Raw genomic sequence first — 22,427 nt, forward strand, 5'->3', positions numbered from 1 at the left:
TTAACAACATGTAATTGGACGAGCGTATAAAAAACCTATTTGTTTACGCTAAATGAATTGGAGTGAAACACTCATGTTAAGATACACATTAAAACGGTTTTTTTGGGCACTGGTTACCATTTGGGCGATTATTACTCTTACCTTTATTATTATGCATAGTATCCCCGGGAACCCTTTTGCCAAAGAAGGCTCCATGCCAAAAGCTGTCTACGATAATCTTCAGCATCATTATAATTTGGATAAGCCCAAAATTGTACAATATGGGCTATATCTAAAGTCACTTATACACTTAGATTTTGGTCCATCCATGAAATCACAATCTATTACCGTAAATGACTATATAAAAAATGGATTTCCAGTCTCCCTTCATCTAGGGCTGCAGGCAATGGTAATTGCGATTTGCTTCGGATTAATCTTCGGGGTCATTGCATCATTGAATAAAAACAGGTGGCCAGATTATCTTTCTATGATTCTAGCAATCATTGGAATTTCCGTCCCAAGCTTTATTCTAGCAACCTTTCTTATTAATTATTTTGCTGTCAAATGGCCCATTTTCCCGGTTGCAACATGGACATCGTGGTCCCATACAGTGTTGCCATCCCTATCGCTGGCCACCATGCCAATGGCGTATATTGCGCGACTGATGCGTTCCAGCATGATTGAAGTTTTAAGTCAGGACTATATTTTAACCGCACAGGCAAAAGGTTTAGGAAGAAGTGTGGTTATCATCAAACATGCAATTCGAAATGCTATTTTACCAGTTGTGACGGTTCTCGGTATACTAATTGCCAATATTGTTACGGGAAGCTTTATTATCGAAAATATTTTTGGTATTCCAGGTATGGGGGAAATGTTTGTCAGAGGAATCTCTAATCGGGATTATCCAGTCATACTTGGATCAACGGTTTTTTACAGTGTGATCCTCATCTTATTAATTTTCATTGTAGATGTTGCTTACACATGGATTGATCCGAGAATTAAGGTGACGGGGGAGAGTAAATAATGGCAAAGGACTTACATTTAACGGAAGAAATGTTCTTACCAGCAGAGGACAATTATAAAGAAGCGGAAAAAATTGCACGTCCCACCATCTCTTATTGGGCAAATGTATGGAGGAGATTGCGTTCCAATAAGCTGGCAATGCTTGGTCTCATCTTGATTGTTTTGCTTGTCATTATGGCATGCATTGGTACTCATATTAACGGATATACGTACTATGAACAAGATTTTAAGAAGAGAAATTTACATCCGAATGCGGAGCATTGGTTTGGGACAGATTCATTGGGAAGGGATATGTTCACACGGGCATGGTACGGAGCCAGAATATCGTTGTTTATTGGTTTTATGGCGGCATTAATGGATTTTCTGATTGGTGTATTGTACGGAGGAATCTCCGCATTAAAAGGCGGCCGCACCGATAATATTATGATGAGAATTGCAGAAGTACTTTATGCGATTCCTTATTTGCTAATGGTTATTCTAATCATGGTATGGTTTGGGAATAATAGTGGGATTTTCCCAATGATTATTGCCATGACCATCACGGGGTGGATTCCAATGGCACGACTTGTCCGGGGACAAGTGTTGCAATTGAAAGAATCTGAATATGTTCAGGCTGCCAATGCAGCAGGTGCAAAAACTTCGTGGATTTTACGCAAGCATATGATTCCAAATACGATGGGACCAATATTAGTTAATATTACCTTGACCGTTCCGACAGCGATTTTTGCTGAAGCGACACTTAGCTTTTTAGGATTAGGAATCCCAGCTCCAAAAGCAAGTTGGGGGACGATGGCAAATGAAGCACTTAGCAGCATCCTCATCGGCAATTTTTATCAGCTTTTCGTTCCTGCTATCTTAATTTCTATCACCATGTTCGCTTTTAATGTTTTTGGCGATGGATTACGTGATGCACTAGATCCAAGATGAATCTGAGCAAGAATTTTTGTATAACGACCTGCTTCATGGACCAACCACTTTTTACCTAGAAATAATCGGAATTGGAAAGGGAGATAATATGGGGAATTTATTAGAGGTAAAGGACTTGAATGTTTCATTTCAAACGTATTCGGGTGAAGTGAAGGCTGTTCGGGGTGTGAATTTTGAAGTCAAAGAAGGAGAAGCAATTGCAATTGTTGGAGAATCGGGCTGCGGAAAGAGTGTTACCGCTAAATCTATTATGAAGCTATTACCGACTCCGCCAGCGATTTATAAAAGTGGATCCATCCTTTTTAACGGAAAAGAGCTAATAGGATTACCGGAAAAAGAAATGCAGAAAATTCGCGGCAATGAAATCAGTATTATTTTTCAGGATCCGATGACCTCCTTAAATCCAACAAGTAAAGTTGGAAATCAAATTATTGAAGCAGTATTAAAGCATAATAAGGTTACTAGAAAAGAAGCTTTTCAGATTGCGTTGGAAATGCTGGAGCTGGTAGGCATCCCACAACCTGCAAAAAGAATGAATCAATACCCTCATGAATACTCTGGAGGAATGCGGCAGCGTGCCATGATTGCGATGGCTCTTGCCTGTCAGCCTAGACTTTTAATTGCGGACGAGCCTACAACTGCATTGGATGTAACGATACAGGCGCAAATATTGGAATTGATGAAACAGCTACAGAAAAAAACAGAAACATCTATTATTCTGATTACCCATGATTTAGGGGTAGTAGCGGAAATGTGTGATAGAGTCATTGTCATGTATGCGGGAAAAGTGGTCGAAACGGGTACGGTGCAGGATATTTTTGATAACCCGCAGCATCCTTATACGAAAGGGTTATTGAAATCTATCCCCCGCCTTGATATGGACAAGAAGGTGCCGTTAGCGCCCATTATTGGGACACCGCCAGACCTTATCGATCCTCCAAAAGGATGCTCCTTCTATGCGAGATGTGAAAAGGCAATGAGAGTTTGCAAGGAAAATGAACCAGAGCTTAAAGAAATCGAGACTGGGCAAACTTCGGCATGCTGGCTGCATCATTATATGGCGCAGGCTAGTGTTAAAGGATAAAGGAGGGGAAATATATGGTGAACGAAACGAGTGAAAGCATGGATCATCAGGAAACGGCAGTAAAATCTCCTCTTGTTGAAGTGAAGGATTTAAAGAAGTATTTTAAAGTTGGAGATAAGCATCTTAAGGCTGTGGACCATTTAAACTTTGACATTTATCCAGGTGAAACAGTAGGGCTTGTTGGGGAATCCGGTTGTGGAAAATCTACTGCCGGTAGAACGATGATTCGTTTATACGAGGCTACAGGCGGAGAAGTTCTTTTTAATGGAAAGAATTTATTTTCTCTTCATCAAAAAGAATTAATGAAGATTCGCCGCGAAATCCAAATGATCTTCCAAGATCCTTATGCTTCCTTAAATCCGCGGATGACCGTAGAAGATATTATCGGTGAGCCGCTAACCATTCATGGAATTGTAAAAGGAAAGCAGAAGCATGACAGGATTGTAGAATTATTAGAATTGGTAGGTTTGAGTCCGGATCATATTAATCGCTTTCCTCATGAATTCAGCGGAGGGCAAAGACAGCGCATTGGGATTGCGCGGGCACTTGCGCTAAATCCGAAATTTATCGTCTGTGATGAACCTATTTCAGCCCTTGATGTATCCATTCAAGCACAGGTCGTAAATTTATTGAAAGAGCTGCAGAAGAAGATGGGGCTTACCTATTTATTCATTGCCCATGATCTAGCGATGGTAAAATATATTTCTGATCGGATAATTGTGATGTACTTAGGAAATATGATGGAGCTATCGGAAAGTGAAGAGCTATATCGCGACCCTCTCCATCCCTATACAAAAGCGTTACTGTCATCTGTTCCGGTTCCTAATCCAAACCTTCATCGAGAGCGAATTGTCATTTCCGGGGATGTTCCGAGCCCGATAAATCCGCCAAGCGGTTGCGTCTTCCGAACACGCTGCCCACATGCGATGGATATATGCGCCCAGGCAAAGCCGGAGTGGAAGGAAGCAAAACCAGGACATTATGTTGCCTGTCATTTATATACATGAATCAATCGGGTGGTGGTTACAGCCCGGTTTATTTTTTTTTATGGATATTTTTATATGTTGTAGGGGGGAAGTGTGCACGAAAACGTGTGGAGGCGGGGAAAGTGTGGAAAAACCAAAGGTTCCTGTGGGATTTTATGAGAAAAGTGATGAAAATGAGGTAAGAAATGTGGAAATCCTGTAAAGGTGGGGATAAACAGACTTTCATTATTTAATGCAATATTTCTATGATACAATAAATTAACATCACTAAATTGGAGTGTTCCTTTATGTGCGGTCGTTACAATCTTTATTCTAGTATTGAAATATTATTGGAGAGATTTGAACTTACGAACATAGATTGGATTGAATTATCTCCCCGTTACAATCTTGCGCCGAGTCAGGCTGTCTTAGCTGTGGTCCAAGGGGAACACGGCAATAAGGGTGGCTTTTTAAAATGGGGGCTTGTGCCATCATGGGCCAATGATCCGAAGATGGGATATAAGATGATCAATGCACGGGCAGAAACTTTAGCTGAAAAGCCGAGCTTCAAAAAGCTCCTATCTAGAAGAAGATGCATCATACCCGCAGATGGTTTTTATGAATGGAAAAAAGATGGAAACACCAAACAGCCCTATCATATACGTTTGAAAAGCGGAGAGCCATTTGCCTTTGCAGGATTATGGGACCGTTGGGAACGGAATGGAGAAAAGCTGCAAACGTGTACGATTATTACGACAGAAGCAAATCCATTAATGGAAAAAATACATGACCGCATGCCTGTTATTTTAACGAAGGAAACAGAAAAAATGTGGCTGGACAGAAACGTAGGGGAAGAAGCGAAAAAGGTTCTTATCCCGTATGATCATCATGAAATGGAAGCATATCCGATTTCCTCCCTTGTGAACAGTCCGAAGAATGATGGAAAAGAATTGATCAATTCATTATAGTAATGAGGTTTTAAAATGAAAAAAGAAGTAATTTGGTGGATTATCGCAATTTTGTTGTGCTGCATGATATTTTACTTTACCGGAACACAAGCTTCCACCGGTTCCAACACACAGCGTATAATTGAAAAATTAACCGGCTTGAGTCCTGATCAGGCGAGCAATGTGAATTTTATTTTTCGTAAGGCTACCCATATCACGACATTTGGATTTCTAGGGATATGTTTTTTCATGGCTTTAAGAAAAAGAGCGTTTCTTGCTTGGGAGATCACAACGATTTATGCTGCAACGGATGAGTATCATCAATCCTTTGTGCCGGGTAGAACGGCATCTTTTAAGGACGTGATTATTGACTCGTGTGGCTGTATCATTGCAATTTTAATTGTGAGGTATTTTCAAAAGAAATATGCTGAACGGAAAGGAGTAGTTTCTAAATAACTACTCCTTACTCTTATGTTATGGAAATAGCTTTTTTAAAAGGTCTAATAATCCACCATGTTTTGTTTCATTAGCGGACCCAGAATTTGTATCTCCAGTTGGCACAGGTTCTTCTGTTGTGCCTTTACTCTGTTTGGTATCGCTCGTGGTATCTTCAGACGTATCGGGAGTTGTATTTTTCATAACTGGATTATTGTTATCCCTTGGTTGTGCATTGTCACTAGTCTGATTGTTTTGGTTCCTGCCTGGTTTTTCATTACCATTTGATGTATTAGAATCTGATTTTTCAGGTTTGATATTTTTGTCTTCTGAAGTTGTACTCTTACTTTCTAAGTCATCATTTTTTCCCTCTCCACTAGGTGGTAAGATTTTATTTATTTCGTTTAACGGATTGCTACCTGCCTTATCATTAGAGTCTTTTTCTTTATCAGGCTGTAAAATCTTATTTAAATCATCCAGTGGAAGCTGGAGATTTCCATCCTTAGAATCTCCTAATATCTTTTTAAAAATATCCACTTGTTTCTGTAAATTTTCATCTGAATCGCTTGTTGTATCCAGGTTAGCTCCTTGTTCTTCGAGACTGGCAACAAGAGCAGGAAGAATTGCCTGATCCGCTGTTTGCATATGGGCAACGAGCCGTACGTTCTTCATCCCAAGCTCACCCAGTTTATTTGGGAGATATATACCGCTAAATTCAATCTTTGTCACATCAACTGCCATATTGGTTAATTCCACTGGTCCTGTTGATTTAAATTGAATCGTGACAGGACCATTTGGTGTATTTAACACCTTCGTAATAGTAAGGCCATATATGGTTGCTTTACTGAACGTTAATCGAAGCATAAGTTTATTTTTCTGGGTAGCTGTTTCACCATTCATAATGCCTGGAATCCCCATAACACCTTCCACTTTGTCTGCCTCAATCACAAAGCCATCAATCATGGGTACAGATGCATCCGCATGCAACTTTTTGGGGGATATGGCAGTACCTAAAATAAGCAAGGTAATCATGATTATGAAACTAGTTTTTTTCACCAAGGTTATCACCATTTTCTTAAAATAAGACAAAAGCGCATGTCTATCTATGCACATTTCATTTTTGAGTAGTTTCTTCAGATAGAACCGAACTTGCAGCGACTTCCGCGTTTGAAAGTGCGCCTATTTCATTATTAGGTTGGATCATTTCATATTTCCAAGCAATGGACAAGGAACCTCCTACAATGCCAAGAATAGTTCCAATTAGAAAACCGCCGAGTGCACCCATAACAGAAAGAACCGATAAAAAGATCGTAACGATTCCAAAGACAACATTAAATTTTGGATAGAAATAACCAAGAGCTCCCATGAGAATAATGAGTCCGCCAAAGATAAGGCCGATTACCACCATGTTTCCCGGTGCAAAGGCAATATTAAGAAGCTGTATAGGAATGTATAAAATGATAATACCAGCAAGGAGCGACAAGGTCGCTCCCCAAAATGGGCGGCTCATTCTCCAATTTTTAAATTTTTTTCTCTTTGAAATGCTAGGATTCATGTTATTCAACTCCTTGAAGAAAGCCATGAAATTACTTTTTAACAAATTCTACCTTCATTCCAGGTAAGGTAACAGCTTGTTGGAATAGATATTGAGTGTCTAAACTGCCGTTTGTAATCGTAATAGTATCAGATCCTTGCGTAAAAGCCTTACTAACAGCTTGCGGATCTGATGCTTCCACATAGTTTTCACTGATATTCATCTTTGTAAAGGATGCATCACCATTTATAAGAGTGGCTTTTTGAGTTAACCCTTGTATTTTTACAGGATTATTTCCATTACCTGCTGTAATTTTTACTGTGTATTTACCTAATATTGGAATGTCGACATCTCTTGAGATAACTAATCCATTAATAGTCACATCATCAATTTCATTTACAAAAACAGGACTAACTTTGCTTGGATTTCCGCTTTGAGGGTCACCATAAAGGCTTCCATATAGCTTGAATCCTTTTCCAACCATCTTGTCAAAGGAAACATTAAATTTCCCAATCCCTCCAATAGGAGTTGCATATGCCACACCAGTTACGCCAAACACTGCAAACAATCCGCCTAACAATAAAAATCCACATAAAAGTGCACTAAAAAACCATTTCTTCGACGTCTTCCCCTGAATCAACATAACACCTTCATTCATTTAAACCCCTCCCTTTTTTCATAAATAAAAAGTGGAAAATAACGAAGGTTTCCAGATCCAAACATCACCTAAGAAACCGCTTACAAGCCACTTTTATTTTTAATTTTATTCGAAAAAATCTGATAACTGAATTCCTATCAATGTAGGAAAATAGCAAGAGTGCCCCTACAATTGTCGTGTACGAAAATTAGCAAAAGATGTCGAGTTTGCTGATATTTGGCGAAAGAAATAAGGTTTATCTTTTAATAGACGGTGGTACTATGGTGGAAATAGGTTTGAATATATCTTTTAAGGATGCGGATTGTTACCTAGATGGGAATGGAGGATCTCTATGTCTCTATCATTGAATACCCATATGAAAACAGTATTGAAAAATGGTGTGGAGCTTTTATACGCTTATAAAGATTCCATTATGGCGGAGTGGAAGGAAATATTAGAGTACATGAAAAAAACCAATAAAAAATCAGCAGATGCTTTTGAATTTGCATTCCATTTTTTCCGTCGTTTTTTACAGTCGGAAAATCACCAAACAGATACTTTACTTCTGGATATTCGTTCGGAATGGTACAGGCAATTTCAAAGACCTCCTGAACCAAATATGCTCATCTTTATTTTGACCCTGTTGGAGAATGCCGTTCATAAGGTCATTAAATCTAATACAACACGTTCTTTTCATTTGCATCCAGCTGTACAATTTCTCTTTTCGAAAATATGTGAGGAAATGCTATCGATTTCAAAACAAAGACAATTTCAGATCGACATACTTTGTCGGCAGCTTGTTCAATCGAAACAACTGCATATTGAGTGGATTGCACGGATAGGGCACGTTCAAAATGGCTACCAATTCAAAAAAATAATTGGTATATCTGAAGAATCAATACAAAGCAGCCTATATGATGAGATAAAACCATCATGGTTTATGTTGACAGAGTCTCTTCTGCAATTAACAGGTGGCCAGGAAACCCGGGATGTTTTTCCAATTCCGTGGAAAAGTGAGACATTATTATTTTGTACCAAAAACCAAAATGTTTCTTCCATTGCCCCTTTTTTAACCTATGCAATGCATTTATTGCAAATAGAGGAGGAAAAAAGACAGGAACAATCCGGTGATCAGTGGAAAGACGCGGTTATTCTATTTAATGAATGGATTATGAAGTCCCATAATTTAGAGGAGGCTATTCAAAATATAGCATATGGATATGCGCAATATCTTCCTTTTGAAAGATGTGCGTTATTTAAGTATTCGAACGAGGATGAGACAGGATTAGGATTATTTGGCTACCATTTTAATAATGACGAAATCCGCAATATAAAAGAACATGTGGATAATATCCCTTCCTTATATAAGAGTATTACGAAGCTCCATCCTCAAAATGAGGCAATGAAGAACTTTCAGCCGATCTATATTTCGAATGCTTCAAAGGAATTCCCTACACGATATGTACAGCATTTCCAATTGGAATCCGTTATCGTTGCCCCAATCTATGTTCCTTCTGAAGGGGAGTTAATTGCCGCAGCCATCTTGGATCAAGGGCCAGGAAAGCATTTTCAAGTGGACAGTAACACCTTTACAGCCCTTTTGAAATTCGGACAGAGTGCGGGGGAATTATTGATGAAATTTTCAGGAACTAATAAGTGGAAGGTACTAGATTCAGGCATAGCGCCGTTATCCTCTCGTGAGATAGAGGTACTGGAACTGTTAGCGGAAGGTGCTTCGACGTCAGAAGCGGCTGAAAAGCTCCATTTAAGCGAATATACTGTTAGAGACTATGTATCTAATATTATGAAACGACTGAATGCTAAAAACAGAACAGAGGCAGCAGTTAAGGCTATTCGATCTGGAATAATTAAATAGATTTGTTGCCAAGGACTTTCGTTAAGAAAGTTCTTTTTTTCATTTAAGGGTGTCCTTTTCTATCCCAGAAACCTATATAAAAGGTGAAGGGAGGTGATACAAATGGCAGAAACACTTCTAAAGGAATCCAGGCTAAAGCTAATCTTCGATAATGGAGTAGACGGTGATGGAAAGCAATTGTTTAAAAGCAAAACCTTTAGCAATATCCGTCTGGATTCCACTCCTGATGAGCTGCAAAGTGCTGCACAAGCAATTGCTTCCTTATCTCAGAAAGCTCTTTATGGTGTGGAACGTAATGACAGTTCGGATATTCAGGCGTAATGGGGAATAATTTCAGGGCTACGTTAAGCAATGTTATTTACGGTTCAATCGATGTCCCGTTATAACATTTATTTAACAAAGCCATTTGAAAAAAAGAGGGAGGTGAAAATAGTGAAAACTCTTGAATTACAATTTGTCACAGCAAATAATAAAACTGCTAGTGTATCCATTGAAGATCCTATCGAGCCTGTTGATACTGCAAAGGTAAAAGCGGCGATGGAGCAGTTGATTGCAGCCAATGTCTTTCAAAATTCCACCGGTTATGCTTTTACCGAAATGAAGGGTGCTAGATTAGTAGATCACAATGTCACAGAATATACGATTGAATAGTTCTGGAAGGGAAGGCCTTGTTCAAATTGGACAGGCCTTTCATTATTTATAATTTCTTTGTTTGCGGGATTATTGGAAGAAAGGGGGGAAATATTTTGGATAATATCATGACCTTCATCAATGAGGTTGGTTTCCCAATCGTTGTATCACTGTATCTTTTGTATCGTATAGAAACGAAGTTGGAAGCAGTCATACAGTCGATTCAAAGTCTTCCTGATCGATTGAAGAGTAATGAATAAGAAAAGCGCAGGCGTCTACGTTAGTGCTGGCGCTTGCGCTTTTTGTTACTGGTTGTCACTTAGAGGTGACATCCATTACAATTATTTTTAATATAATTTAAAGGGATTGAGGTGTTTGCATGTCACCAATATGGGATCCGCAAGTGGTTGTCACAGAAACGTTAGCAACTTCATTAATTGAAGAGCAATTTCCACAACTGAATCCAACTAAGGCAGAGGTAATCGGAGAAGGATTTGATAATACGGTGTTCAAGGTAAATGATGAATTTATCTTTCGCTTTCCGCGTCGTAATGTTGCTGCCCATTTGTTAGAAACGGAAAATCGAATTTTACCGAAACTAGCTGATAAGCTTCCTATTCCCATTCCAATTCCTACTTTTATAGGGGTACCAGGAGAAAGCTACCCTTGGTCATTTACAGGATATCCAATCGTCCACGGTACAACACCTGGAATACTGTCCAATGAAAAGAGAATGCAGTCCGTAGAAAAATTAGCACTCTTTTTAAAGGAATTACATCGATTCCCTGTAAAGGATGCACTACATGTGAAAATTCCCTATGATGAATTAAATCGACTAGATATCGAAAGTCGCAGGCCGAAATTAAAAGAAAATCTGCAAAAAGCCTCAGAGCTAGGTTTATTTATCGCGCAGAAAGAATTGGAACAATTTATCGAATCCGTTTCTACTGATGAAACAAATACAGAATGTGCATTAGTCCATGGGGATCTTCATACAAGAAACATGCTGGTAGATGGGGAAGGAAAGGTATCTGGAATTATTGACTGGGGAGATACTCATATAGGGAACCCTGCCATCGATTTATCCATTGTTTATACTTTTATCCCTCCGGAAGGCCGGTATTTATTTTATAGCATATATGGTACTGTCGATGAACAAACGGAAAATCTTGCAAAGTTTAAAGCGATTTACACAACAACCCTGCTCCTTCTGTATGCGTATGATAACTCAAACCAGCTTCTTATCGAAGAATGCAAAGAAATCCTTCGACACCTGCTATGAATACGTTCGAATTTTGTCGAAAAATAAAAATATACGCAAGTAGGTAAAAGGTCACGAAAAGTTATAAAATTATGAATGGAACGTTTATTTGGTGAAATCCTGTTTTGCAGGTGGAGAAGGAATTAAAATGAAGCTTATCACGCGAATTAGAAATCATCCTTTAAATATGAATAGTAAAATCGCTAAGGAAGATATGATTTCCACAAATAATCATCGAATTTATCTTCTATCCATTATCTTAATGCTGATTCATCTAGCACATGGATGTATCTTTTGGATGTATGATCCAGGTTTTAAGTCAGCAGAAAATGTACATAAATGGCGAATGGGAGTAGCTATTTCTCATTTTACTATGTTTTTTGTGATACTAGTGATTGGTTGTACCGCCTATTTTTTTAAACAAAAGAAAATGGATAAAAGCAAAGCGGCTTCTTTTCTACAACTAATAGCCATTATAAGTTATCTTCTTTTTGGCATTGTTGTAAGCACCTTTGACCAATATGTCAATGCGGGTATCAATGCCTTTTCAAGTGTATGTATCGGAATTGCGGTTATTTTTTTCATACATCCCATTTCTTCACTATTTATTTATGGTTTAGCCTTTGTCTTCTTTCATTTTGGGATTTCGTTCACCCAAAACAATCACAATATCTTGTTATCAGAAAGAGTGAACAGTATTTCTGTCATTGGCATTAGCTTTGGAATCGCATTAATTACGTGGAGGAATAGCATCTATAAAATTTTTCAAGAGAAAGAAATTGAAGCGCAGAATCAAATACTGGAAGAACAAAATAAGCAACTTGAGTTTCTAGCCACCCATGATTCTTTAACTGGTCTCTTAAATAGAATGGAGTTTATGAAACATACGGAAATCGAAATAGCGAATTCGAGTAATAATCAAAGCGAGACTTGTGTCATTATAATGGATATTGACCATTTCAAGCATGTGAATGACCATTTTGGTCATCCAGCAGGAGATCAAATCTTAAAAGAGGTTGGAATTCTGTTGAAAAAAATGTTAGGTGCTAAATATTTCCCTGCAAGGTTAGGAGGGGAGGAATTTATCTTCCTTTTACCTGACACGTCGCTTACGGAAGCAGTATTGGTTGCAGAACAAGTAAAGTCTGCCATTCAATCTAACTTGTTTACCGTAGGCAATGAAACCATTATCATAACGGCAAGTCTAGGGGTGGCGTCCCTAAACACGGAGGAAGCAGATCCCTTTACATCGTGTTACCACCGTGCAGATATCGCTTTATATAAGGCAAAAAATAATGGAAGAAATCGTGTTGTTTGTGCACGCGGCGAAGCTCTAACGTATGGATGAGTGAAATTAGCTGCCAAAGGAAACACGGTAAGAGACGTGTCATTGCGCTTACCCGCCGGGGAAGATGCAGAAAAAATCTGATAAAAAATTAAGGAGGGTGGCCCATTTCCCAAAGCCACCCTCCATACATTTTATTCTATTTCGATAAATCCTTTATCCCCGCGTTGTATGTTTCCTTCTTTAAGCAATTTTACTCGGTTATCCTGTTCAAGATTCGTGAAGATAATTGGTGTTACGATAGATGGAACTTTATCCTTAATAAAATCGATATCCATGTCTGCAAGCTTTTGTCCTTGTTTTATACAATCCCCATTTTCCACATGAACAGTAAATCCTTCTCCTTTAAGGTTCACTGTATCAAGCCCCATATGGATTAAAACCTCTAGTCCATCCTCCGATTCTAAACCAATCGCATGATTGGTTGGAAATACGGATTTCACTACTCCATTAAAAGGCGATATGACTTCTCCGTCAGATGGTTCAATTCCAAAGCCATCTCCCATCATTTTTTCGGAAAACACTTTATCTGGGACTTCTTCTATTTTTAAAAGCCTGCCACTAAGTGGGGCAGTAAATGAATCTTTATCAAATTTTTTGGCAGTTGCATTTTTGGTAATTGGTTCAGTATGGGCTGTACCAGGTGTCTCCGGCTCTGGCGGATGATCCAGTGCATACAGCTTTTTCAAAGCATTGGCTGCAAATTCTACATCCGGACCAACGATAATCTGCACGCTTGATTTACTTGTTTTCATCACGCCTCTTGCTCCGAAACGTTTAATAGTTGTTTCGTCAATATTACAGCTATCCCGTACATCCAAGCGGAGGCGGGTAGCGCAGTTATCAATATTAGTTAAGTTTTCTTTTCCTCCCAGCCCTTTTAAAAAGCCTGCTGCCATCCTTGTATACTTATCGTCCGCAGAGATAGCGATGGTGTCATCATCTGCGAATTCATCTTCATCTTCGCGCCCAGGTGTTTTTAAATCGCGCCATTTGATGACGAAATAGAAGATGATAAAATAGATAACCCCATAAATTAAGCCAACTAAAATCAATAGCAACGGTTTTTGAGCAATACCATAGTTCAAAATATAATCAATCAAACTTGCAGAAAAGCTGAAAGAATCATGGATACCAAGCAAATACGTCACCGCAAATGATGTAGCGGTCAGTAAAGCATGAATAACGTAAAGCAGTGGTGACACGAACATGAATCCAAATTCAATTGGTTCCGTTACCCCGGTAACAAAAGAGGTTAACGCCATACCGAGCAGTAAACCTGCTGTTTTTCTGCGCCGTTCTGTTTTGGCTGTAGCCATCATTGCGAAACAAGCGGCTGGCAAACCAAACATCATAATAGGGAAGAAACCGGTCGTAAACCTTCCGGCAGTCGGATCATGATGCAGGAAGCGGGTAATATCCCCATGATACACATTTCCGGCGGCATCCTTAAAGGTTCCAAAATCAAACCAGACAAGAGTATTAATAATATGATGCAAGCCTAAAGGAATAAGCAGTCGGTTTAAGAATCCGTAGACCGCGTAGCCAAAGGCACCGGCACTTGTAATCCAGTGAGCTAATGCATCAATTCCATCTTGTACATACGGCCAAATATACCCGAATAGAATCCCTAAGATAACTCCTGCTAAAGCGGTAATAATCGGAATAAATCTCCTTCCTCCGAAAAAGGCAAGCCAGGTTGGAAGATGAATATCATGGAACCGGTTGTATAATAAACCGGCGACAATTCCGGAAATAATTCCGCCGAGTACTCCCATATTTACCGTTGGATTAATGGCGTGTGTAGTAAAGGTTAAAACCATATAACCGATGGCGCCTGCTAATGCGGCAGCTCCATTATTATCTTTTGCAAAGCCAATGGCGACGCCAATCGCAAATAAAAGGGCAAGATTACTAAAGACGGCATCTTGTCCAATCGCCATGCTTCCGAAAAAGGCATTTCCAGCCTCAGCAATAAATTTAATATTTAGCAAGTCTGGTTGACCCAGCCGCAATAATAAACCAGCTGCAGGCAGGACTGCGATAGGCAGCATCAAGGATTTACCGATTTTTTGCAGAAATGCTAGCATGAAAATTCCCTCCTATGCCATGTCCTTTTTAGCAGTGAATCCAAAAACACTTTGACTTTGTAGCAGATAACACCTAATCAATAGATATTTTCGTTTCCCCTTTTTCCTTTTTCGGTTCACGTTTATCCATTTCCTGAATAATTTCCACTAAATCTTCAATCGCCATTTCTCTTACATAGCTTTGATTATCCTCCAATTGGGCAGCAACGCTAATGACCATCCTCTTGATGTATGTCCAATCTTCTTTAAAGGTTAAAAAATCAATTGTTTCCAAAGCCTTCTTCCTCCCGCAATAATTTACCTTTAAGGTAACCGTTTTGCGGAACTTCTATTCTGTGTCAGATAGCAGTTCATCAAGGTGGCTGGAGATCCTTTGCATTGAAAAAAGAAAGGAATTTAGTATAATAGAAGAGGAACATTTTTTTGGAGGAGTACCCAAGAGGCTTAAGGGGGCGCACTCGAAATGCGTTAGGGGTAGTAGACCTGCCCGCGTGGGTTCAAATCCCACCTTCTCCGCCATACATAGGAATGTTAGTGCTGTATTTTTGTGACTTTAACCATAAGTTTTCGAAAAATGAAGGCTAATGCTTGAATATACTTTGCGAAATTATATGCTTGAATATTTTAGAAAGATTTAATGAAATTAACAATGGAAAAAGCTGATGATCAAAATAAGATCATCAGTTTTTTTATAATATAAATGCATAATAATTCAACATGGGATGATATTTCTGATTGAAGTAAAAGGGCAGGTTGAATGAGAAAGTTTTACAACGGAAGAGCATTTTAATAAAATAAATCGATTTCTCAATACTAAGTTCTTATTTTAGAGTCCGTTTTTTATTTTTAAATCTAAGGCCAAATTACTAACTAGAGATTACATATAGCGGTAAAACAAATACAAATGGTAAGAATACATTAACGAAAATTCCTATTTTGAATGAGGGAGGATGAAAAGTTGTAAAGATCGCATAAAGATGTGCATTCAATATAGGAGATTTGTCCAAGATAAAAAATAGTAAACACATAAAGGGGGGCATTGAGTATGACAACATTTCAAGAAATGGGAATTAGTGATCCTATAAAAAGAGCAATTACGGATATGGGATTTGAAGAAGCATCTCCTATTCAAGAGAAAGCCATTCCTATAGCTTTGACTGGGAAGGACATTATTGGTCAAGCACAAACAGGGACAGGAAAGACTGCTGCCTTCTCAATACCGATTTTAGAAAAAGTGGATACAAGCAAAAAATTTGTACAAGCAATTGTGATTGCACCTACCAGAGAATTAGCTATCCAAGTTTCAGAAGAGATTAATCGTCTGTCAAAATACATGGGCATTACTGCTCTTCCTATTTATGGGGGGCAGTCGATAGAACGCCAAATTAAGGCATTAAAAAAGGGACCTCAAATTATTACGGGAACACCCGGAAGACTTTTGGACCACATTAAACGTAAAACGCTAAAATTAAATCGTATCTCAGTTGTAGTTTTAGATGAAGCTGATGAAATGTTAGATATGGGCTTTCTGGAGGACATCGAACGAATCCTAAAAGAGACCCCTGAAGAAAAACAAACTTTGCTGTTCTCTGCAACTATGCCAAAACCGATTCAAAATCTTGCGGAAAGGTTTATGCACAATCCAGAGTTAGTAAAGATGAAAGCAAGGGAAGTTACCTCGCCAACTGTTAAGCAAATCTATTATGAGGTTAATGAAAGGGATAAGTTTGAAGTGCTTTGCCGTCTGCTAGACGTGGATAACCCAGAATTAGCCGTTATTTTTGGAAGAACAAAACGACGCGTTGATGAATTAAGTGATGCATTGAATAAAAGAGGGTATCTTGCTGATGGATTACACGGAGATTTAAATCAACGACAGCGAGATGTTGTTATGAATAAATTTCGTGAGGGAAAAATTGATATTTTAGTGGCAACCGATGTAGCTGCGAGAGGAATTGATGTTTCAGGAGTTACTCACGTCTACAATTTTGATATTCCTCAAGACCCGGAAAGTTATGTTCACCGAATCGGTAGAACAGGGAGAGCAGGTAAAACAGGGCTAGCTATTACATTTGCTACACCAAGGGAGACCGGACAGATCCGCATTATTGAAAAAGCCTCCAAAGGAAACATTCAACGGAAATCAATACCGACCATAGCTGAGGCAAGGGAGTCTGTACAGCAAGCCGCAGTAGAAAAGATGATCCAATTGGTTGAAGAGGAGCAGTACACACAGTTTAATCGTGCAGCAAGCGAATTGCTCGATCAGTACGATTCAATTACATTAGTTTCAGTTGCCTTAAAATTGATGTCCAAGGAACAGAGGGATGTTCCTGTTCAATTAACTTCTGAGACTCCGCGATATTCCAGTAAGCCTAAAAAGAAGGTAAAAGAGAAATCTAGTAGAAACTATAAAGGGAATAGGGAATTAGCGAAGAAGGGGAGCAAGGGTAAACGTAAAAAAACTTCCATGTCCTCTCGAAAAAAAGAGGCATTATAAAACAATATAAGAAGGATACAATGTTAGAAACAGCCCGGATAGAGAAGAGAAGCAGCTAATGAGACAGATGCGGGGGCATTCCTTTAATAAGGGATGCTTTTTTTCTATTGTACAAACTAAACTAAAGGTCACTTTCCAAAAGTGTTAGGAAGCTCTTTTCTTATGCCACAAACGGGGCAGGATAGCTCAATAGGAATATACTTACTTTCAAATTAATTTTTGAATGGTGGATGAAAGCTCTGTATATTGTTAATCAATATGTTATACTGTAGTGAACCTTTAAAGCTTAAAATCATTTTACTGTACCTGTTTTAGATTCCTACTCACTGTTGAGTAGGTTTTTTTATTTAAGAATAAACTAGAAATACATAAAAAAACAGGCTCTATTAGAGCCTGTTTGTATAATTGTGCGCCCGGCATGGGTGTAGTCTCTAGGGTGAAAGTCCCGAACTGTGAAGGCAGAAGTAGCAGTTAGCTTAACGCAAGGGTGTCCGTGGTGACGCGGAATCTGAAGGAAGCGAGCGGCAAACTTCCGGTCTGAGGAACACGAACTTCATACAAGGCTAGGTATCATTGGATGAGTTTGCAATACAAAACAAAGTCCTTTCTGCCGAAGGTGATACAAAGTAAATGAAGCAGATAGATGGAAGGAAAGATTGCACTCTTACCCGGGGAGGTCTGGTTGATACGCCAAGTACACTTGGTAACCTATCTAGTAATGGATAGCTGAACAATCAGAAGTCAGCCGAAGTCGTAGTACTTGGTTTGCTCGAGAGAATCAAGGAAGGACTGAACCATTTTAGGAGAACAAACACTCGGCAAACGGTTCTTTATGTATGAAAGCAGAAAATTCTTACGGAACCTACCTGAAAGGAAGAAATGGTGAATTCCATGGGGGACTTCGGGAGGGCTTAGTAAAGAACCCACTTAATGAGAATGTATTGTTCACGTAGAAAGGATAAATCTCAATGTTAATGGAACGAATGCTGTCACGGGAAAATCTTTTACTGGCATTAAAGCGAGTAGAAAAGAACAAAGGAAGTCATGGAGTAGACAATATGTCCGTAAAAGACCTACGAAGACATATTCTCGAAACGTGGGATACACTTAAAACATCCTTAATGGAGGGTACTTATCAACCTTCTCCTGTCCGTCGGGTTGAAATCCCAAAACCGAACGGTGGAGTAAGGTTATTAGGTATCCCAACCGTGACAGACCGTTTCATCCAACAGGCGATTACTCAGATTTTAACCCCTATCTTCGACCCGACTTTTTCAACACAGAGCTATGGTTTTCGACCAAACAAACGAGGTCATGACGGTGTTAGACAAGCGAAGAAATATATCGAAGAGGGATACCGATGGGTAGTCGACATGGACTTGGAGAAATTCTTTGATAAAGTCAATCATGATAGATTAATGCGGACTCTATCCAAAAGGATTCAAGACAGAACGCTCCTATCACTAATTCGGAAGTATCTACAGTCTGGCATTATGATTAATGGAGTCATAACGAAATCCGAGGAGGGTACGCCCCAAGGTGGACCATTAAGTCCTTTACTCTCCAATATCGTTCTAGATGAACTAGACAAAGAGTTAGAAAAGAGAGGGCACAAGTTTGTCCGATACGCAGATGATTGTAATATCTACGTAAAATCGAGAAGAGCCGGAGAGCGAGTAATGGACTCGATTACTACTTTCATTGAATTTACTCTAAAACTAAAGGTGAATCGAGAAAAGTCAGCTGTAGACAGACCTTGGAAAAGAAAGTTTTTAGGTTTTAGCTTCACATTTCATAAGAAACCGAAGGTGCGGATGTCAAACCAAAGTATTCAACGTGTCAAGAAACGGATACGAGAATTAACTTCAAGGTCAAAACCAATTCCAATGGATTATAGAATAGAGAAGCTGAATCAATATTTGATTGGCTGGTGCGGATATTATGCATTAGCAGATACACCCACTATTTTCAAAGAATTAGACGAATGGATTAGAAGGCGTCTCAGAATGTGCCAATGGAAAGAATGGAAGAAACCAAAAACCAAAGTAAGAAAACTCATTGGATTAGGGATTCCAAAAGAGAAGGCATACGAATGGGGAAACTCTAGAAAGAAATATTGGAGAATAGCCAGAAGCCCAATCCTACAGAAAACCCTCACAAACTCCTATTGGGAGATGCGAGGGCTGAAGAGTCTTTATGTGAGATATTCTCAACTACGTCAGACATAAATGGAACCGCCGTATACGGAACCGTACGTACGGTGGTGTGAGAGGTCGGGGGTTAGTCACCTCCTCCTACTCGATTTATTTAGATTAAGCTTTTTGAACGTTAGCTGCTTGATCTCCACGAGGTCCTTGCTCAACATCAAATGTAACTTTTTGACCTTCGTCTAAAGATTTGAAACCTTCACTTTGGATAGCTGAGAAGTGTACGAATACGTCGCCTCCATTAGCACGCTCGATAAAACCAAAACCTTTTTCTGCATTAAACCATTTAACTGTACCTTGTTCCATTTTTGTTGCCTCCTAGTGTGTAACCACACAATGTGTTACTATCCTTGCCCAAAGTGATCATCAAGACGAAAAGTCGACACTTATACTATCCTTTACACCGAACAAAAATAATTCCTTTTTATCATAACAGAAAATGAAATAGCTTGCAAACTCTTGCGGCTTCGTTGATTTCTTTTAATCATTATGTACTTGTGCTTAGGAGAAATTTGGGCAGGTTAGCGAAAATTGTGGTTGGAAACCATACTCTTTCTAGAAACTTGTGGTAATAGAAGAAATGGTTTACCCTTTTTAGGGAGTGAAAATAATGTTTGAAAGTATTTGGGATATTATTTACAAGGAAGAGTTCAGAATTTAAGTGATAATAACCATTATTGGACTCTTTTTTTCACATTAGTATGGGGAGTGTGGAAGGATATTGTTTTTTGCAAGATGCTTGGTTAATAACCGAGTAAAATGACTAAAACTAACTCGATAGGTAAATCAACTTAGAATAATATTGGAGTGATTTTATGAGTAAAGCTAAAGGAAAAGGCGGTACAGGGAGAGGAACAGACAAGAAGGGGTGGAATCGTTGGCAAGCTAGTACAAACAAAAAAAAGAGTGCAAAACCATATATAAGTAAAGGTAAACGGATGGGCTCAAAGGCACCATAGTGTATTACCCCCATTTTCATCCTCTGTGGTGCAGCGCTTATTTATGCGCTGCATGGGTGGCTAACGGGTCAGTTTAATTTAAGAAGGAATTTGTTACCATTCCACAGAATATCTTAATAATTGATTTGGAAGAGGTAAATATGAAGGGTTCTTTATTAAAGGGAATAGTGGGGGGATTTAATGAAGAAATGGTTGATTTCTTTTTTTTTAGTTTTAATAATAGTGTTCGTGACAGTCCGGGGCTTTTATTACACTCATCCTAAGAATATTAATCGCTCCATTAGCGGAGTTGAATTTCAACTGGGTAGCAATAACAATCCAAAACCTGTGACAATTAGTATTAATGGGAAGCTACAACATTCTTTATTAGGTAGCAAAACATTTATCGGTAAAATAGAGTTAATAGGAGTTATCCATCCAAACCCTGATGATAAAGATAAACAATTAGAAATAAAGTTTCAAAAGAATGGTTCCGGGAATATTATTTATGCTTATTATAAAGATAGAAAACCTGTTGTTCATAGTTATGGTGTCCTTTTTATAAACAAAGACCTTAGTAAAGTGACTATTGAAGAATTTCCTCCTGTAAATGATAGGGGCCAAACTTGGGAAGCTCAAAATGGATTGCTCGTTTCAGGACCTGCCAAAAGTAGAAATAAAGCCATACAGATTTCTAATGAATTAATGAAAAATATCTTAAATGGATATGAACTCCATTGAAGTAATGAGGACTTTAAATTAATAATATCTATAAAGAAAAGCAAGGGAAATCCTGAGCTTTTTTTGTGCAAATTATATGGTATTTTCACCTGCTTTTTTTACCTGAAAGCTTGTGTTATTCTCCCAGCGATTTTGTGTTTTATCCACGTTATCGGAACTACTTATTAAATAATAGGACACCTTTCTTATTTAACAAAAGGGGCAGGATTGTTGAAAAAGGAAAGTCTAGGATATTTGTGGAATAATAATAAAAAAATGAATATCTTTTCATTTATAAAAAAATCTGGGGATGAAGGGGCTAAATATGAAATTATCGAATAGCACAACTATCGCTATAATTACAATCCTTATCTTTTCTACTTTTTTACACGCTTTAAATAAATTTGGTCCATTTGAAGGGCAATTACGAATGGTAGGTTTCTCTTTATTTACTTTGCTTTGTGTATGTATCGGTATTATGGTTAGAAAATCCCCTTGGAGGATGGTTGGGACAATCGCCTATTGGTTAATTTTTGGACTTACACAAATAATTAAATGATTTTAAGCATCTTTTTTTAATAAACATAAATAATGTGAAGTTTTGCATCTAGGCTAACGAATTATCGAATACTGAAACTCTTTTAGAAATATTCCGTATAATTAAGAGGGGACCTTTCTGACAATTCGAATATAAATGATACAGTAAATTACTTTATTGCCATGATAATTTATGTGACTTCATATACTAAAAAGCAGTTTGATAGAAACAGGTGAAAACAATAATGAATAACAATTTTATGAGAAAGGTTAAAAATTTTTTAGCCTTTTTATTAATTGCAAGTATCCTTACCTTTGGTTCATATCTTATTGTGTACAAAGTTTCATTTTTACCAAATGGATATGATATTGAAAAAGTGCAAAAAGATAATGTTTCGCTAAAATCATTCAATTTGTTAGGGATTGAAAAAAATGTAAAAACTCTATCCTTTTCTGGAGATGATACTTGGTATATTGATGAAATTGATTTTGAAGTAAAAAAACAAAAAACTTTTTTATGGCTATTATTTTCATCAATTACTATCTCAACATTTTTGTTAATTTATAAGCTTCGTAACGGCTTGACATTATGGAAAGCAATCTTTGAAAGTAATTTTTTTGCTGCTCTGATACCATTAACTACTGTAATTTTCTCGTTGCATAGAATACAAATGATACTGGATTTATCTTCCTAATTATCCAGCTAAAGGGTGCCGTAGTTAAATAAGCCTTTCTATTTGATCATTAAAAACACACCGCGAAATACTTTGTGTTTTTAATGTTATTTGGTAC

24 protein-coding genes and 1 tRNA gene are annotated in these 22,427 nt (G+C 38.2%); 19 read left to right on the forward strand and 6 right to left on the reverse strand.

Features of this window, described 5'->3' with window-relative positions; genetic code table 11:
* Positions 1–73: 73 nt before the first annotated feature.
* The 6 genes from AN964_RS02270 to AN964_RS02300 all read left to right on the forward strand — a co-directional run bounded on the left by AN964_RS02270 (position 74) and on the right by AN964_RS02300 (position 5,381).
* The gene (locus AN964_RS02270; RefSeq protein WP_055738167.1) at positions 74–1,003 is read left to right on the forward strand and encodes an ABC transporter permease; all 930 of its coding nucleotides are present in this window, start codon (positions 74–76) and stop codon (positions 1,001–1,003) included.
* Positions 1,003–1,929, forward strand: a complete 927-nt coding sequence (locus tag AN964_RS02275) for an ABC transporter permease (protein WP_083489191.1) — start codon at positions 1,003–1,005, stop codon at positions 1,927–1,929. The genes AN964_RS02270 and AN964_RS02275 overlap by 1 nt, the downstream gene beginning before the upstream one ends.
* Before the next feature lie 88 nt (positions 1,930–2,017).
* On the forward strand, positions 2,018–3,013 hold the full coding sequence (locus AN964_RS02280) for an ABC transporter ATP-binding protein (RefSeq protein WP_055738169.1): 996 nt from the start codon (positions 2,018–2,020) through the stop codon (positions 3,011–3,013).
* 38 nt (positions 3,014–3,051) lie between these two features.
* A complete protein-coding gene (locus tag AN964_RS02285) occupies positions 3,052–4,020 on the forward strand; it encodes an ABC transporter ATP-binding protein (protein ID WP_055741103.1) in 969 nt (322 codons plus the stop codon).
* A gap of 266 nt (positions 4,021–4,286) precedes the next feature.
* Entirely contained in the window at positions 4,287–4,946 is a 660-nt protein-coding gene (locus AN964_RS02295) for an SOS response-associated peptidase (RefSeq protein ID WP_055738171.1), read from the forward strand.
* A gap of 15 nt (positions 4,947–4,961) precedes the next feature.
* A complete protein-coding gene (locus AN964_RS02300; RefSeq protein ID WP_055738172.1) occupies positions 4,962–5,381 on the forward strand; it encodes a VanZ family protein in 420 nt (139 codons plus the stop codon).
* An 18-nt stretch (positions 5,382–5,399) separates the two neighbouring features.
* On the opposite strand, the gene AN964_RS02305 is transcribed toward AN964_RS02300, so the two are convergent.
* Genes AN964_RS02305 through AN964_RS02315 form a run of 3 tightly spaced genes read right to left on the reverse strand, consistent with a single transcriptional unit; the run spans position 5,400 to position 7,552 of the window.
* Positions 5,400–6,416, reverse strand: coding sequence for a hypothetical protein (locus tag AN964_RS02305; protein ID WP_055738173.1), 1,017 nt, complete (start codon positions 6,414–6,416; stop codon positions 5,400–5,402).
* 58 nt (positions 6,417–6,474) lie between these two features.
* Entirely contained in the window at positions 6,475–6,915 is a 441-nt protein-coding gene (locus AN964_RS02310; RefSeq protein WP_055738174.1) for a DUF6114 domain-containing protein, read from the reverse strand.
* Positions 6,916–6,946: 31 nt separating this feature from the next.
* On the reverse strand, positions 6,947–7,552 hold the full coding sequence (locus tag AN964_RS02315) for a DUF6230 family protein (RefSeq protein ID WP_055738175.1): 606 nt from the start codon (positions 7,550–7,552) through the stop codon (positions 6,947–6,949).
* A 331-nt stretch (positions 7,553–7,883) separates the two neighbouring features.
* Between AN964_RS02315 and AN964_RS02320 the strand changes: the two genes are divergently transcribed.
* The 6 genes from AN964_RS02320 (at position 7,884) to AN964_RS02345 (ending at position 12,646) form a co-directional block, all read left to right on the forward strand.
* Positions 7,884–9,407 carry a response regulator transcription factor gene (locus tag AN964_RS02320; RefSeq protein ID WP_055738176.1) on the forward strand — a complete coding sequence of 508 codons (1,524 nt, stop codon included), beginning with the start codon at positions 7,884–7,886 and terminating at the stop codon, positions 9,405–9,407.
* A gap of 102 nt (positions 9,408–9,509) precedes the next feature.
* Positions 9,510–9,728 carry a DUF1659 domain-containing protein gene (locus tag AN964_RS02325; protein ID WP_055738177.1) on the forward strand — a complete coding sequence of 73 codons (219 nt, stop codon included), beginning with the start codon at positions 9,510–9,512 and terminating at the stop codon, positions 9,726–9,728.
* Positions 9,729–9,839: 111 nt separating this feature from the next.
* Positions 9,840–10,058: a DUF2922 domain-containing protein gene (locus AN964_RS02330; RefSeq protein ID WP_055738178.1), complete on the forward strand. Its 219-nt coding sequence runs from the start codon at positions 9,840–9,842 to the stop codon at positions 10,056–10,058.
* Between the two features lie 107 nt (positions 10,059–10,165).
* Positions 10,166–10,297, forward strand: a complete 132-nt coding sequence (locus tag AN964_RS02335; RefSeq protein ID WP_437177107.1) for a YvrJ family protein — start codon at positions 10,166–10,168, stop codon at positions 10,295–10,297.
* Between the two features lie 119 nt (positions 10,298–10,416).
* On the forward strand, positions 10,417–11,319 hold the full coding sequence (locus AN964_RS02340) for a phosphotransferase (protein WP_055738180.1): 903 nt from the start codon (positions 10,417–10,419) through the stop codon (positions 11,317–11,319).
* A 127-nt stretch (positions 11,320–11,446) separates the two neighbouring features.
* Positions 11,447–12,646, forward strand: coding sequence for a GGDEF domain-containing protein (locus AN964_RS02345; protein WP_055738181.1), 1,200 nt, complete (start codon positions 11,447–11,449; stop codon positions 12,644–12,646).
* 131 nt (positions 12,647–12,777) lie between these two features.
* On the opposite strand, the gene nagE is transcribed toward AN964_RS02345, so the two are convergent.
* Entirely contained in the window at positions 12,778–14,733 is a 1,956-nt protein-coding gene (gene nagE / locus AN964_RS02350) for an N-acetylglucosamine-specific PTS transporter subunit IIBC (protein ID WP_055738182.1), read from the reverse strand.
* A 73-nt stretch (positions 14,734–14,806) separates the two neighbouring features.
* Positions 14,807–15,007: a hypothetical protein gene (locus tag AN964_RS02355; RefSeq protein ID WP_055738183.1), complete on the reverse strand. Its 201-nt coding sequence runs from the start codon at positions 15,005–15,007 to the stop codon at positions 14,807–14,809.
* A 151-nt stretch (positions 15,008–15,158) separates the two neighbouring features.
* On the opposite strand from AN964_RS02355, the gene AN964_RS02360 reads away from it, so the two are divergent.
* From AN964_RS02360 to ltrA, 3 genes are all read left to right on the forward strand, one after another.
* Positions 15,159–15,252 (forward strand) — tRNA-Ser (locus AN964_RS02360).
* 526 nt (positions 15,253–15,778) lie between these two features.
* The gene (gene cshA, locus AN964_RS02365; protein ID WP_055738184.1) at positions 15,779–17,233 is read left to right on the forward strand and encodes a degradosome RNA helicase CshA; all 1,455 of its coding nucleotides are present in this window, start codon (positions 15,779–15,781) and stop codon (positions 17,231–17,233) included.
* 968 nt (positions 17,234–18,201) lie between these two features.
* A complete protein-coding gene (gene ltrA, locus AN964_RS02370; RefSeq protein WP_055737770.1) occupies positions 18,202–19,461 on the forward strand; it encodes a group II intron reverse transcriptase/maturase in 1,260 nt (419 codons plus the stop codon).
* A gap of 84 nt (positions 19,462–19,545) precedes the next feature.
* Here ltrA and AN964_RS02375 read toward each other — a convergent pair whose 3' ends face one another.
* Entirely contained in the window at positions 19,546–19,746 is a 201-nt protein-coding gene (locus AN964_RS02375; protein ID WP_055738185.1) for a cold-shock protein, read from the reverse strand.
* Positions 19,747–20,255: 509 nt separating this feature from the next.
* Here AN964_RS02375 and AN964_RS25295 point away from each other — a divergent pair.
* The 4 genes from AN964_RS25295 to AN964_RS02390 all read left to right on the forward strand — a co-directional run bounded on the left by AN964_RS25295 (position 20,256) and on the right by AN964_RS02390 (position 22,330).
* Complete coding sequence (locus AN964_RS25295; protein WP_083489192.1) at positions 20,256–20,399, forward strand: DUF3934 domain-containing protein; 144 nt, start codon at positions 20,256–20,258, stop codon at positions 20,397–20,399.
* A 180-nt stretch (positions 20,400–20,579) separates the two neighbouring features.
* The gene (locus AN964_RS02380; RefSeq protein WP_055738186.1) at positions 20,580–21,119 is read left to right on the forward strand and encodes a hypothetical protein; all 540 of its coding nucleotides are present in this window, start codon (positions 20,580–20,582) and stop codon (positions 21,117–21,119) included.
* Positions 21,120–21,423: 304 nt separating this feature from the next.
* Complete coding sequence (locus AN964_RS02385) at positions 21,424–21,657, forward strand: hypothetical protein (protein ID WP_055738187.1); 234 nt, start codon at positions 21,424–21,426, stop codon at positions 21,655–21,657.
* Positions 21,658–21,880: 223 nt separating this feature from the next.
* Positions 21,881–22,330 (forward strand): hypothetical protein, encoded by a 450-nt coding sequence (locus tag AN964_RS02390; RefSeq protein ID WP_055738188.1) that lies wholly within the window; start codon positions 21,881–21,883, stop codon positions 22,328–22,330.
* Positions 22,331–22,427 lie beyond the last annotated feature (97 nt).

Source organism: Heyndrickxia shackletonii, from assembly GCF_001420715.1.
Lineage (GTDB): Bacteria > Bacillota > Bacilli > Bacillales > Bacillaceae_C > Margalitia > Margalitia shackletonii.

Bases quoted from the DNA above. Each gene is read 5' to 3' on its own strand.
- AN964_RS02270 (WP_055738167.1), top strand. From the start codon at position 74: ATGTTAAGATACACATTAAAACGGTTTTTTTGGGCACTGGTTACCATT.
- AN964_RS02275 (WP_083489191.1), top strand. From the start codon at position 1,003: ATGGCAAAGGACTTACATTTAACGGAAGAAATGTTCTTACCAGCAGAG.
- AN964_RS02280 (WP_055738169.1), top strand. From the start codon at position 2,018: ATGGGGAATTTATTAGAGGTAAAGGACTTGAATGTTTCATTTCAAACG.
- AN964_RS02285 (WP_055741103.1), top strand. From the start codon at position 3,052: ATGGATCATCAGGAAACGGCAGTAAAATCTCCTCTTGTTGAAGTGAAG.
- AN964_RS02295 (WP_055738171.1), top strand. From the start codon at position 4,287: ATGTGCGGTCGTTACAATCTTTATTCTAGTATTGAAATATTATTGGAG.
- AN964_RS02300 (WP_055738172.1), top strand. From the start codon at position 4,962: ATGAAAAAAGAAGTAATTTGGTGGATTATCGCAATTTTGTTGTGCTGC.
- AN964_RS02310 (WP_055738174.1), bottom strand. From the start codon at position 6,915: ATGAATCCTAGCATTTCAAAGAGAAAAAAATTTAAAAATTGGAGAATG.
- AN964_RS02315 (WP_055738175.1), bottom strand. From the start codon at position 7,552: ATGAATGAAGGTGTTATGTTGATTCAGGGGAAGACGTCGAAGAAATGG.
- AN964_RS02320 (WP_055738176.1), top strand. From the start codon at position 7,884: ATGTCTCTATCATTGAATACCCATATGAAAACAGTATTGAAAAATGGT.
- AN964_RS02325 (WP_055738177.1), top strand. From the start codon at position 9,510: ATGGCAGAAACACTTCTAAAGGAATCCAGGCTAAAGCTAATCTTCGAT.
- AN964_RS02335 (WP_437177107.1), top strand. From the start codon at position 10,166: ATGACCTTCATCAATGAGGTTGGTTTCCCAATCGTTGTATCACTGTAT.
- AN964_RS02340 (WP_055738180.1), top strand. From the start codon at position 10,417: ATGTCACCAATATGGGATCCGCAAGTGGTTGTCACAGAAACGTTAGCA.
- AN964_RS02345 (WP_055738181.1), top strand. From the start codon at position 11,447: ATGAAGCTTATCACGCGAATTAGAAATCATCCTTTAAATATGAATAGT.
- nagE (WP_055738182.1), bottom strand. From the start codon at position 14,733: ATGCTAGCATTTCTGCAAAAAATCGGTAAATCCTTGATGCTGCCTATC.
- cshA (WP_055738184.1), top strand. From the start codon at position 15,779: ATGACAACATTTCAAGAAATGGGAATTAGTGATCCTATAAAAAGAGCA.
- ltrA (WP_055737770.1), top strand. From the start codon at position 18,202: ATGTTAATGGAACGAATGCTGTCACGGGAAAATCTTTTACTGGCATTA.
- AN964_RS02375 (WP_055738185.1), bottom strand. From the start codon at position 19,746: ATGGAACAAGGTACAGTTAAATGGTTTAATGCAGAAAAAGGTTTTGGT.
- AN964_RS25295 (WP_083489192.1), top strand. From the start codon at position 20,256: ATGAGTAAAGCTAAAGGAAAAGGCGGTACAGGGAGAGGAACAGACAAG.
- AN964_RS02380 (WP_055738186.1), top strand. From the start codon at position 20,580: ATGAAGAAATGGTTGATTTCTTTTTTTTTAGTTTTAATAATAGTGTTC.
- AN964_RS02385 (WP_055738187.1), top strand. From the start codon at position 21,424: ATGAAATTATCGAATAGCACAACTATCGCTATAATTACAATCCTTATC.
- AN964_RS02390 (WP_055738188.1), top strand. From the start codon at position 21,881: ATGAATAACAATTTTATGAGAAAGGTTAAAAATTTTTTAGCCTTTTTA.